This window comes from Kitasatospora sp. NPDC059327 (genome assembly GCF_042752535.1).
In the GTDB taxonomy this organism is placed as follows: Bacteria; Actinomycetota; Actinomycetes; order Streptomycetales; family Streptomycetaceae; genus Kitasatospora.
The window spans coordinates 72,698-84,191 of sequence record NZ_JBHYYB010000022.1 but is presented as its reverse complement, the minus strand read 5'-3'; the positions used below and the strand labels follow the sequence as shown (position 1 = coordinate 84,191).

14 protein-coding genes are annotated in these 11,494 nt (G+C 69.1%); 13 read left to right on the top strand and 1 reads right to left on the bottom strand.

Annotated features, from left to right (window positions below):
- Positions 1–243: 243 nt before the first annotated feature.
- From ACFXHB_RS16105 to ACFXHB_RS16075, 7 genes are all read left to right on the top strand, one after another.
- Complete coding sequence (locus ACFXHB_RS16105; protein WP_380574823.1) at positions 244–597, top strand: hypothetical protein; 354 nt, start codon at positions 244–246, stop codon at positions 595–597.
- Between the two features lie 56 nt (positions 598–653).
- The gene (locus ACFXHB_RS16100) at positions 654–1,550 is read left to right on the top strand and encodes a hypothetical protein (RefSeq protein ID WP_380574821.1); all 897 of its coding nucleotides are present in this window, start codon (positions 654–656) and stop codon (positions 1,548–1,550) included.
- A 101-nt stretch (positions 1,551–1,651) separates the two neighbouring features.
- Positions 1,652–1,912: a hypothetical protein gene (locus tag ACFXHB_RS16095; RefSeq protein WP_380574820.1), complete on the top strand. Its 261-nt coding sequence runs from the start codon at positions 1,652–1,654 to the stop codon at positions 1,910–1,912.
- A gap of 2 nt (positions 1,913–1,914) precedes the next feature.
- Entirely contained in the window at positions 1,915–2,457 is a 543-nt protein-coding gene (locus ACFXHB_RS16090; RefSeq protein WP_380574819.1) for a hypothetical protein, read from the top strand.
- The gene (locus ACFXHB_RS16085) at positions 2,454–2,810 is read left to right on the top strand and encodes a hypothetical protein (RefSeq protein WP_380574817.1); all 357 of its coding nucleotides are present in this window, start codon (positions 2,454–2,456) and stop codon (positions 2,808–2,810) included. Before ACFXHB_RS16090 ends, ACFXHB_RS16085 begins: the two co-directional genes overlap by 4 nt.
- On the top strand, positions 2,807–3,112 hold the full coding sequence (locus ACFXHB_RS16080) for a hypothetical protein (RefSeq protein ID WP_380574816.1): 306 nt from the start codon (positions 2,807–2,809) through the stop codon (positions 3,110–3,112). The genes ACFXHB_RS16085 and ACFXHB_RS16080 overlap by 4 nt, the downstream gene beginning before the upstream one ends.
- Complete coding sequence (locus ACFXHB_RS16075; protein ID WP_380574815.1) at positions 3,109–4,440, top strand: hypothetical protein; 1,332 nt, start codon at positions 3,109–3,111, stop codon at positions 4,438–4,440. The genes ACFXHB_RS16080 and ACFXHB_RS16075 overlap by 4 nt, the downstream gene beginning before the upstream one ends.
- A 415-nt stretch (positions 4,441–4,855) precedes the next feature.
- Here the strand turns inward: ACFXHB_RS16075 and ACFXHB_RS16070 are convergent, their stop codons facing one another.
- Entirely contained in the window at positions 4,856–5,329 is a 474-nt protein-coding gene (locus tag ACFXHB_RS16070) for a DIP1984 family protein (RefSeq protein ID WP_380574814.1), read from the bottom strand.
- Positions 5,330–5,634: 305 nt separating this feature from the next.
- On the opposite strand from ACFXHB_RS16070, the gene ACFXHB_RS16065 reads away from it, so the two are divergent.
- The 6 genes from ACFXHB_RS16065 to ACFXHB_RS16040 all read left to right on the top strand — a co-directional run bounded on the left by ACFXHB_RS16065 (position 5,635) and on the right by ACFXHB_RS16040 (position 11,416).
- On the top strand, positions 5,635–6,870 hold the full coding sequence (locus ACFXHB_RS16065; RefSeq protein WP_380574812.1) for a hypothetical protein: 1,236 nt from the start codon (positions 5,635–5,637) through the stop codon (positions 6,868–6,870).
- A gap of 30 nt (positions 6,871–6,900) precedes the next feature.
- Positions 6,901–7,875, top strand: coding sequence for a ParA family protein (locus tag ACFXHB_RS16060; RefSeq protein ID WP_380574811.1), 975 nt, complete (start codon positions 6,901–6,903; stop codon positions 7,873–7,875).
- A gap of 207 nt (positions 7,876–8,082) precedes the next feature.
- Positions 8,083–8,445: a hypothetical protein gene (locus tag ACFXHB_RS16055; RefSeq protein ID WP_380574810.1), complete on the top strand. Its 363-nt coding sequence runs from the start codon at positions 8,083–8,085 to the stop codon at positions 8,443–8,445.
- Between the two features lie 76 nt (positions 8,446–8,521).
- Positions 8,522–8,695 (top strand): hypothetical protein, encoded by a 174-nt coding sequence (locus ACFXHB_RS16050; protein WP_380574809.1) that lies wholly within the window; start codon positions 8,522–8,524, stop codon positions 8,693–8,695.
- A 194-nt stretch (positions 8,696–8,889) separates the two neighbouring features.
- Positions 8,890–11,214 (top strand): phage portal protein, encoded by a 2,325-nt coding sequence (locus ACFXHB_RS16045; RefSeq protein WP_380574808.1) that lies wholly within the window; start codon positions 8,890–8,892, stop codon positions 11,212–11,214.
- Complete coding sequence (locus ACFXHB_RS16040; RefSeq protein ID WP_380574807.1) at positions 11,201–11,416, top strand: hypothetical protein; 216 nt, start codon at positions 11,201–11,203, stop codon at positions 11,414–11,416. Before ACFXHB_RS16045 ends, ACFXHB_RS16040 begins: the two co-directional genes overlap by 14 nt.
- The last annotated feature ends 78 nt before the right edge of the window (positions 11,417–11,494 follow it).

Sequence of the window (11,494 nt, the reverse complement as noted above, 5' to 3'; positions counted from 1 at the left end):
GTTATATACACTTGGGCGTGCGTGGGCTGCGTCTTTTTTTTATACGCCCCCGGGACGGGGGAGCGGCCCACGCGCTCCCCCGGGGGTGGGGGCGCGGCCGGCCCGGCCGCGCACCATCCCCTACACCCGTCCGGGTGCTTGTGTCGCTGGCTAAGGCCATTAGCCTCGTATAATCTCCAATATCAGAAGCTCCTTCTGTGGGAGGCCCTCCCTCAGAACACCCGTTTTCGGCAGGAGAGCCCCGTGACCCCACCAGAGCCGGCCGCCGAGCCGCCGCGGGCCGAGCTGGCCGGCCTGGACGCCTTCGTCCGGGCCCGCATCGCCGAGCGGGTCGCCGACCCGACGCGGCCGGCCGAGGGGCGCAAGTACTTCGCGCGGCTCGGCTTCCAGCTCGACCAGATCCTCGCCCACGCCGACCGCGGACCCGCCGAGCGGCTCACCGCGGCCCGGCAGCTGTTCAGCCAGACCGCGCTGCTGTGGGCCGGCCACCCCGAGCACCCCGAACAGCCGGACCTCACCGACCTGCTGGACCAGCGGCCGGGCGCCGCGCGGCCCCCGGAGGATGCGCCGGACCGGTCCGGCCCCGTGGAAGACTGACCCACGAACACCCGCGCCCCGCACCATACTTGACACGCCCCCGGCAGGAGCAGCACGTGGCACCCGCGACCGACACCGCACCGCCCACCACCACCCGGCACACCGGCCGGCTCGGCGTCAGCGCCGAGCTGGTCGAGGTACGCGGCGGCCTGGACGGCCTACTCGACGACGCGCTGCGCCACCTGGCCGGCGGCGCACCCTGCGGCGGAGCCGGCGACGGCAGCGGCGCGGTCACCCTCAGCACCAGCACCGACGACCGGGGATTCGTCACCGCCTCCGCCGAACTGCTCTGCGCCGACCCGCGCTGCCTGACCGCGGCCGCCGCCGCCGAGCGAGCCGCGAAGGTGTCCACCGCCGCGCCGGGAGCGGACCGGCTGCGCGCCCTGGTCGAGCTGATCACCCCGCACACCGCCCAGGCCACCGACACCGGCCCGACCGAGGTCACCCACGACTACGAGACCGGCCTCCGTGCCGAACTCGCCGCCAGCAGGCCCGAGTTCAGTGAAGAAGCGCTGGTCATGGAGGCCCGCGAGGAGCTGGCCGGCGAGCACCCCTGGCGCCGTGACGACCCCGAGCCGCCGGTCACCGTCACCGACAACGGCCGCGGCCGCGGCCGCAGCTACCTAACCATCCACGCCCAGCTGCGGTGCGCCGACCCGCGCTGCCTGGTGCTGGTCCCGGCGACGGAGACCTTCAACGATCTCGCGGCCGTGATCGACCACGCCCGGCAGTACCGCGGCGAGCTGCCGCCGGCGGCCCGAGACTATCTGGACCAGGCGTACCGGCTACTGCTGCCGCCGCTCTGGCCGACCGAGGACGGCCCCCTCCCGGCGCAGCAGACACCCGAGGCGGCCGAATTGCGCACCACCTGGCTGACCCGCGAGCGGTCCATCCGGGCCGAGCTGCGCGCCCTGGCCGAGGCGATCGAGGCCCACGCCGCCCCCACTACCTGAGCGTTCCCCCTCTCCTCTCGCACTCCCGTCAAGGAGACCAGCATGTACGACGATCCCGAGGACCGCGCCGAGGCCCAGATCCGGCGACGGCAGGCCGCCGCATGAGTGCGACGCCGGACCACGAGGAGGTCGACGCCCTGACAGCCGCCGAGCAACGGGTCGCCGACGCCTGCGCCGAACTCGCGGGGCAGGCCACCGAGCGGCCGGCCGCCGAGCTGCGCCGCTACGGCCAGGAGATCGACGCACTGCGTACCGAGGCCGGCACCTCGCTCCCGATCGTCCCCGACCAGAGCCCGAAGAAGACCACCGTCACCATGGAGCTCAATGGGCAGGAAGACATCACGCGCGGGGCTGACCAGTGACGGTGACCGCGCAGAACACCCCGGCCGAGCAGGTCCTGCTGGACTACCTGCACACCCTCACGGAGATCGAGAAGCTGAACTACGGGCCGGAAACCGCCGACTGGGCGCACCGGTCGGTGCCCGCGCTGCTGCTCGCCCACGGCCGCTGGTTCACCCCGGCCCCACTCCCGATCGGGATGGCGCCACTGCCGGAACGCCAGTGCTTCGCCAACGCCGCGCGCACCGAACGAGCCCACCCCCCACTCATCTACACAGAGGGCCTCGCCCTGCCGGCCGACAGCCCGGTGCCCACCGCGCACGCCTGGTGCTCCACTCCCGACGGCCACGCGCTCGACCCGACCTGGAGCGAGCTGGGCGGCACCGCCTACCTTGGGATACCCCTGGCCACGTCCTCACCGCGGCCCCACCCGGCCTTCGGGAGCGGCGTACTGGAGCGCCCGGAGACGATGTACCCGCTGCTGCGCCACGGGCTACCCCCCGACGCGATGGCCGCCGTCGGCCGCCCTCGCACCACCACGCCCCCCTTCCAGAGGAGTTCACGATGAACGGACGACGCGTCTGGGGCCGATGGTGGCCGCTCGACCGCGACACGGAGTCGCCGGTCACCAACCCGCTCGAATGGTGGCCCAGCCCCACCAGCGCGGAGCAGGCGCTGCTCGACCGGCTCTCACCCAAGAACCTGAGCACGTCCCGCTGCCGAGTGAACCGGGCCGACGGCAGCACCGAGGACGACGCCCAGTTCTACGGCAACACGGAGTCCCGGATCTACCTGTACGAGGTGGACGGTGAGCCCGGCGCCGAGCTCACCGTCACCGACGAGCCGTACGCGGTGGTGGAGTTCGGCCCCCGCGGCGGAGTCCGCCACCGCCTCCTCGCCCCGGCGCGGATGTCCCGGTGACGCGCACCCCTGAGCAGGTGAAGGAGCACGCCGACGCGCTGTTCGGCTTCGCGCGGGCCCGGCTGCTGGAGACGGCGGCCGCGGCCGGCATCGACGTCCCGGCCGAGCTGGTCACCGCGCTGGTGCAGGGTGCGTACGCGCTCGGGCGGGTCGACGGCGCGGTCGGCGGAGGCGACATCGTCGGGGCCACTAGTCCGCTGAACACCCTTCACCGGTTGGCCGGGAACTGGTCCGGGCACCCGGATAGTCCGGATGCCGGAACTCGCCAGTGGCACCCTGCTGGCGAGGCCGAGACGGGATGAGCACCGACGTCGAGGTCTGGGATGGGGAACTGGTCGATCCGGCCGGCGTCCCGGTCCCGGCCGTCCCGGACCGGCCGCTCGGGCTGGACGTCTCGGGCTTCACACGGGACACCGTGCTGGTCGCCGGGCGGCCGTTGCCCGCCCCGTTCGTGGCGCCGCAGTACACCGCGGCTGACTACGTGGTATCCGAACGCACCGCCCGACTCCTTGAGGAGGCCCGGCCAGCCAACACCAGCCGCAACCGGGACAACCAGCGCAATTTGTTCCAGCTCTGGTGCGAGCAGCAGGGTCGCGTCGCGCTGCCCTGCACCACCGCGACGCTGTTCGAGTACGTGGGCGACCTAATCCACCGCAAGCTCGACCCCGACACCATCACCGCCTACAAGAGCGCGGTCGTCACCTGGCAGGAGGAGACGACCCCGGGAAACACCCGGCCCGGCACCCGACAAGCCACCGCGATCCTCGCGGCCTACCGAACGAAGTGGAACCGCACCCACACCGACAAGCAGAGCCCCGCTATCCGCGAGATCGACCTGGAGGAGATGGTCGCGATCTGCGACGAGCGCGGCCGGCCGGCCGACCTGCGCGACGCCGCCATCTGCTGCCTGGGCTTCCACCTGCTGTCCCGGCGGATCGAGCTCGCCCAGCTGATCGTCACCCACGTCACCCTGCACCGCGACGGCATCGACGTCCGGCTGGTCGACCGCAAGACCCACAAGGACGGCAGCGTGTTCGAGGCATGGATCCCGGCCCGGGACGACGCCCCGCACATCTGCCCGGTCCGCCGGGTGCGGGCCTGGCTGGAGTACGGCCGCATCATCCGTCAACCCGAGGACCAGGCGCTGTTCCGCGCGCTCAACCGCGCCGGCCGGCTCGGGGTCCGACTCACCCCGCAGACCCGACCCACCCATCCGGACGGCACCCCGAAGACCGACCAGGAGCTCACCGCCGAGGACTGGACCGAGCTCTCCTTCCTCTCCGGCGAGTCGATCAACAAGTACGTCAAGGCCCTCGCCAAGAAGGCGTTCGCCCGGGTCGCTCACCTCACCGAGACCCAGCGCGCGGAGCTGGGCTACAACGCGCTGCTCAACGCGAGGACCGCGGGCAGCGTGACCGCCCACGGCCTGCGGGCCGGCGGCGCGACCGAGCTGTACGAGTCCAAGGTGCCCGAGGACACCATCGCCGAACTCGGCGACTGGGCAAAGGGGTCCCACGCGATGAAGCGCTACTTCCGCAAGATCAAGGTTGCGGGCGAGAACGCATGGGCCGTCGCCAGGCAGGCGCGCCAGGCCGCCACGTCCGCCGACCCCTCCGCTGATGTCCTGTGACACCGGACCTTCACCGTGTGCCAATGAACTTTGACCACGGCACGGTTTGTGTCACCAAGGATTGACCGGTCAGGTCGGCGCTCTGGAGAACCGTCCGCTGGGAGGGTGCCACGACGGCTCCATCTGGCGCTTCTTGAGGGGCTCTGGGGTGGAGTGGGTGCGAGGGCCGTGCACTCAGCACGGCCCTCGCACCGGGTGTGGGGCGCCCCGTTCCCGCCCTCGTCGTCCGGATCTGCACATGGTGGTGAGCTGTGTGCTGTGCTCTGTCACCTGTACGCGATGCTGAGCTGCATTGTTCGGTGGGGAATCGAACCCCTGCGTTGCTCTTCACGCGCCAAGGGCCGGATAGACCGCCGGCCGCGGTGTGTGCACGCCTCCTTGACGACTACCTGCTTCCCACACCCGGCTCGTGGGATCAGTCCTCGATCAGGTCGATCTCCCAGTTGGTGCGCTGGATCAGGGTGTCCACCTCGCGGATCTCCTTGGCCAGGGCGTCCGCCTGGGCGCGGAGCTCGGCGACCGGCAGGGCGGAGAGGATCCTGAGCTCGGAGCGCAACTGCCGTACGGCTCCGCGCTGGTCCCGTCCGGAGGCGGCGTCGGCGGCCGCGGTGGTCACCGAGTGGCGCAGCCGCAGGACGTCCCGGCGGGCGAGGGCGTCGGTGAGAGTGCCGCCGCCCTCGATGCGCGCGGTGGAGTTGGTCCGGTTGATCTGACGGATCAGCCGCTCCAGCTCGTCCAGCACCTCTGCGGCCTGCGCCAGGACCTCGGCCGCGTTCTCGGCCGGCTCCTCGCCCTCCTGGTAGCGGGCGCTACCGACGACGCGCGCCCGCAACTGCTCCACCTGCCGCACCGCGGCCGCGCGCTGCGCAAGCGCTTCAGCCAGTTTCACCGCGTCATCACCTCTACGTCCTGCTGATAGTCCAGTAAGTATGCACGTCGTGCCTGGTGGGGCGGTTCGCGGGGAAGGCAGGGCCGACCGACTGACTCCTCACCGTAGAGAAGCAGATGCCGCCCTACTGCTCCACCGGTTCGCGACGAACCGCTAGTGTTCCACCCGAAGGCAAGCACATAGCGCATAGGAGGCACATAATGCCGCGAAACGGGGCAGGCGGATCGGCGAACACCAAGGACACCCCGATCCTTGTGGAGCGACCGCTCGTTCCCTTGCCGACACCAGATGGACCTGGTGTTCCTGTGCCGCGGGCGCAGATCGCCCCGTGCCCGCAGAACCTACGCGGTGACGACCTCTTTGAAACTGAGGAGGCTCGGCAGAAGCTAGTCACGAACCTCCGAGAGAATGGCCTGATCCAGGCTCTCGTGGTCGTCGATCTAGCCGTCTACCTCGACGAGTTCCCGGAGCACAAGGATGGGTTCGATGACGAGCACAAGTACGTCATCGTCGCGGGCCACTGCCGTTACGACTGCGCGGGCGATGCTGGCCTTGAGGAGCTTCGCGTCGATGTTCAGAACCAGTACGTCGACAAGCTCACGGAGATCTTCCTCGGCGAGAACATCAGTCGGAACGACCTGACTCCCTTCCAGGAGGCGCTCGGCTTTCTGCGTCTTGCGGAGAAGGGCTACAGCCGCCAGAAGATCGCGGATGCCTCTGGACGTAGCAAGTCGTTCGTCGTCAAGATGCTAGCCATCCTCCCGCTTGCTGATCACCCTGGCTTGAAGAAGGCTGTGCTTCAGAAGCGCCTGTCAGCCGAACAGGCCTACCTTCTGATGAAGGACCTGCATACCGCAGATCTGGTGTGGCGAGCACATGTAGCGTTTCTCTTCAAGGAGGTATCAAGCCTCGAAGAAGCGATCGCCAAGGTTCTACTCGATCCGGAAGGCCCCGCCCCCGAAGCCGGCGGTTCGCCGCGAACCGACGAGCAGCCCAACGCCGACACCCCCGCCCCCGAAGCCGGCGGTTCGCCGCGAACCGACGAGCAGCCCAACGCCGACACCCCCGCCCCCGAAGTTCCTGCTCAACGTGAGACCGCCGCAGTCGAAGAGGCACGCGCCCGCGCTGTCGCGGCGCAGGCTCGGGGCGAGAAGTGCGCAATCTTGATCAAGGAGTTCCCTCTCACTGATCCGCCCAGTCCGACGGCGCTTCGCACCGCCATTGCGGCTCTGGACATGATCGGCAAGCGAGGTCTCGGGATTGCGCACAAGTGGATGGTCGTGGCTGGTGCCGAGCTTGCGACCTCGTTCGCCGATGCGCAGGCCTACCGGGAGCATGTCCTGGTTGCTGGAAGCCCTACACTCAAGGCGCAGTTCGGGTATGCCGCAGCTCTTGCGGAAGATGAGATCTGGGCATCCGACGCTCGCCGAAAGGCTGACCGTCGTGTCCTTGGCTACCTGACGTATCTGCGAGACGAAGCGGGCTACGAGCCCAATGCCTTTGAGCGCGCTCACCTGCCTACACCCACTTCTGGCGTCTAACCCCGTCAGCTGGCTCCTCGGAGACGACCTGTGTCCAGCAAGCTCCTTGCACCGTTTCGAACCCACCGACCTGCGTATGCGCCCCACCTGCCCCCTGTGTTCGCGGCGACCAACAGGGCGGGATCCGTCGGCAAGACCAGCATTGGCTACAACCTGTGTGTGCAGGCTGCTCGCAGGGGATACCGGGTGCTCCTGATCGACGTGGACCTGCAGTCTGATGCGTCGTACTGGTCCGGTTGGGATGGTGACGAGCTGCCGGACGCCGTCAAGACGGTGCACGACGTCATGCTGGGTCGCGCGACTCTGGCTGAGGCCATCGTTCCGGCCCGCACTCGCGTGGCGCCCGATGGAAAGACGGACGAGAAGGGCAACTCGATCGAGCCCTTCGAGGTCATCGAGAACATGTACATCGTGCGGGGCAGCGAGAAGATGTCGCAGGCTGACACTGAGCTTGCGGGGTCGGAGACTGCCGTCTTTTGGCTGCAGGAAGTACTTGGCACTCAGATCGATGAGGACGAGTTTGACGTCATCTGGATCGACACTCCCGCATCGCTGGCGCGCTTGTCGATCTCGGTGATCCTCGCTGCCACGAACCTGTTCATCTGCACCAAGCCCGGCACGAAGGAGTTCCGCGGAGTCCGGGCGATGATCCGCCGGATCGATGAGGTTCGGGAACGGTACAACTTCTTCAAGGCCACTGGCGTCGCCACGTGGGTGGCTATGAACGAAGGTAAGTCCCACGAGAGCCAGGGCAAGTTCTACATGAACCGTCAGCAGGCCGGCGAGAAGGAGTTCGCGGAGATGCTGTTGCCGATCCTGAAGAGCGCGACGATCGTTCCCGAGGCATACGACGCGCAGGAACCGGTCTGCTTCTGGGACCCGCGGCACACCGCCACCGCGACGCTTGACCAGATGCTCGACGTGATGGGCCTGCGACCCGCAACGAGCAGGGAGCTCAAGTCACCAGAGACCGTACTGCTACCTCGGTTCGCAGCGAACCGGTGACGCACTGGAGGGGCCCCAAAGGGGCCCCTCCAGTGCTTTGTGGGGGGTCCGCCAACCCATCGGTGTTGCTCGATGGCGCTGGCCGTTTGCCGCTGCTCTTGCCGTCCGACAGAGCCGGTGTAACAGATTCCAAGTCCCTGCCGTACCCATGTATGAGAGGGCTGGAGTGGAGCCAGCGCTTCTTGACCGACGAGCGAGGGGAACTCTGTGAGCACGTCCGACTCCACGAAGAAGTCGAAGCCGGCTGACCACCAGTGGGTGGTGGCTGCCGAGCTTCCGGTGGCCGCTGATGTGGCCCGGTACGCCGATTATCGCGGCAGCTTCCTGGCCAAGGCTCAGCAGCGGGTGACGGCTTTGGAGGTGTACTGCAAGGGGTGCCGGCGGCCGTACGAGGATGTTGCCGACGAGGAGTGCGCGGCGGTAGTCGACAACCGGCATCTGATCGGTGGGGATCAGCGGGTGCGGGCGAAGCGTCTGCCTGCGCCGGTTGCTCCGGCTGGTGCGCAGCTGGTGTCCGGACGCTCGTACAGCCGGCGGGGTGTCGAGGCGTACGTCCAGCGGATGGTGTGAGGGCGCGACGCAAGCGCGTGCGGTGCCTACGGTCCGCCGGGTGACGACTCCTCCGGCCTCGCAGCCTCCTCAGCCCGTGCAGTCTCAGCCGGCGCTCCCGCAGCGCGAGCTCGTCGGGCTGCTCCTGGTCGTCGTGGGCACCATGTCCTTGACGGCCGTGGCGTTCGTCGTGCACCCGCTGTGTGGGGCGGCTGTGATCTCGGCGTTGATCGTCGCGACGGGTCTGTGGCTGGCCAGTGAGGACGCCTGATGGGGCGGCGTTTCGCACCGGGGCTGCGGCGTCTGGTCGCCCGTCCCGTGCCGGCTGGGGTGGAGTCGAAGAGCGGGTGGAACGGGTCCTGGGCGTCGTTGCCGGGGATCACTGCGGAGTACGGCACGGAGGGTCGGGCTGACGGCTGGGACATGGAGCGGGTTGTCTCGGAGGGGTACGAGCAGGGTGTCTGGGTGTTCAAGAGCATCGAGACGATCGCTGGTCACCAGGCTCGGCGCCCGTTCACGATCGGTCGCGGGGAGAAGCCCGGGCAGTACACGGAGTTCCTGTCCGACCATCCGCTGTACCGCGTGTTGAACGGCAAGGCCAACCCGCTGGAGTCGGGCCGGAACTTCCGCAAGCGGCTGAGCTCCCAGGTGCTGCTGTCGAAGCGTGGGGCTTTCGTCGAGGTGACGAAGAGCAGGTTGGGCACGATCACCCGTCTCGATCTGCTGCCGCCGGAGCGGGTACGGCCGGTGCCGGACCCGAGCGGCGACTACATCAGCCACTTCGAGTTCACGACGAGGAGCGGGCGCCTGCGGGAGCTCGACCCGGAGCGCATTCGGTGGGTACGTGAGCCTCATCCGACGGACCCGTTCTCGGGGATCACGCCGCTTGAGGCTGCAGGCATCAGCGTCGACCTGGACCATCTGGCCCGGCTGTACAACGTCAACTTCCTGCGGCGCGACGGCCGGCCTGGCGGGATCGTCGGTGTCGACCTCAAGGGCTCGTCGGAACGCCAGCTGGACCGAATCGAGGCTCGCTTCGCTCCGGGCGTCGACAACGCCGGCCAGATCGCCCTCATCGGCACCGGGCCCGGCGGGATCAACTACATCGACACCTCGTCCAAGCCACGTGACATGGCCTACAAGGACCTGTCGGGCATCAGTAAGGACGAGATCCTGGCTGCGTTCGGGGTGAGCGAGGCCATGTTCGGCAACACAGCTGGCAAGACGTATGCCAACGCCGAACAGGACGAGTTCACGTTCTGGACGATCACCGAGCTTCCTCACCTGGATCTGGTCGCGTCGGCGTTCCTTCCCGATCTCGACGTCGATGAGGGATGGCGGCCGTTGATCGATACCTCGGACGTCGAGGTTCTGGACCTTCCTCGTCGGGAGCGGCTGCGGGTTCTTCGTGAGGAGTGGACGGCCGGCCTGATCTCTGCGGACGAGTACCGAGAGGCGGCCGGGCGGGACCCGATCGACAACGCCCAGACAAGGGCCCTCTGGTTCAGCCCGCAGAAGGCGCCCGTGCCGGGTCGGGCAGAGGACGCTGCCGAGCTCGGGTTGGGGGGTGGCCAGGGGCAAGACCTGGCAGGCGGTCCCCCAGGTCTCGCCGGTGCCCAGACGAACGGCCAACCGCCGAGCCGGCAAGCCGGACCTGCAGCGAACGCGGTCGAGGCGGCCCGCGGCCCCACCGATCCTGCTGGCGCTCCGGGCGCGGCCGCGGCAGGTGTCGCTGCCTCCCGGGAGGCAGCACGCACATCGACGCCTGGGGCGGCGGCCGCCGCCGTGGCGGAGACCCGGGACAGGACCGGCGACGTGCGGGGCCGAGCTGCGGCAGCACGGGCTGTCGATCAGGCGCGCACGACCGCCCCGATCACGCCCTCGGGGTCGGCTGCCGCCGCGGTTGCGGCCGGTCGAGAGACGAAGGCTCTACCGGTCAGCCCCGAGCCGGTGCCGGGCTGGGAAGCGTCGGCGGCGGAGACGGAGCGACTTCGGGCCGGCGCGGCTGCCGCGCTGGACGCGCTCCTCGCTCGCCAGGCCGAGGTGATCGCGGCCCGCCTGCGATCCCCCAAGATGCGCAGCCGCACCAGGTACTGGCAACCCGGTCCGTACGAGGTCGACACTCGGGCCGGTGATGCACCGATCGATCCGGCGAAGGTTGTGGTGCCGGAACGGTGGGTGGAGGAGAGCGTCGCAGTTCTGGAGCCGCTCGTCGCCTCGGCCGTGCAGTCCACTGCTGCGGGTTGCGTGGCCGCTCTCGTCGGTCCGGCCGCCAGCCCGACGGTGCTCGCGCCGGCGGCCAGCGGCCTGCACGCCGCCACTCTGGACGCGGTGACTCTCGGAGCAGCCGCCGTACGGGCGTTCCTAGCCGACGTCGCGGACAGCATCACCGTGGTCCAGGACGATCATCCCGACCTGACGTTGGAGCAACTGGTCGGCCACGTCCGCAGGTACTTCGCCGAACGTGTCCGGGCGGTCGTCGATGGTACGGCGCACAGCATCGCGGCCGCGGCCGTCAACGGCGCTGCCGAGGCATCCGCAGCCGCGTGCGGGGCGCGCGTCACACGCACGTGGATCAGCAGAGGTGACGAGCGGGTGCGGCCGGCGCACCAGGATCTGGACGGGCAGACCCTGCCGGTGCTGGAGCCGTTCTCCGTCCACGGCTACCCCCTGCGCTACCCGGGCGACCCGATCGCTCCGCCTGCCCTGATCCGCAACTGCCGTTGCCGGCTCCACTACCAAGCCGAGTCGCTACTCACTGACGAAGGAGACAACGATGACGACCGCTGATCTGATCTGGGCGCTGGTGTTGGGCGTAGGCGCCGTAGTCGAGGCGTACGCGCTGTGCAGCCGGAAGCTGGGAGACACGCTGTCCGAACGGACCCGCGCCTGGCTCCACGTCCGGACGAAGCCAGGCCGGGCCCTGTTCACGGTGGGGTGGTGTGGCTTCTCGGTGTGGTTCTTGCTGCACATCCTGACCGAGAGCATGTGAGGGCCGGAGCCCGACAGCTCACGGCCTGGTCCCAGGCAACCTCGCAGGGCGCGACGTTAGCCACGGTCGGCGTGCATG

Coding starts and splice junctions, on each gene's coding strand:
- ACFXHB_RS16075 (WP_380574815.1), top strand. CDS start 3,109: ATGAGCACCGACGTCGAGGTCTGGGATGGGGAACTGGTCGATCCGGCC.
- ACFXHB_RS16040 (WP_380574807.1), top strand. CDS start 11,201: ATGACGACCGCTGATCTGATCTGGGCGCTGGTGTTGGGCGTAGGCGCC.
- ACFXHB_RS16085 (WP_380574817.1), top strand. CDS start 2,454: ATGAACGGACGACGCGTCTGGGGCCGATGGTGGCCGCTCGACCGCGAC.
- ACFXHB_RS16095 (WP_380574820.1), top strand. CDS start 1,652: ATGAGTGCGACGCCGGACCACGAGGAGGTCGACGCCCTGACAGCCGCC.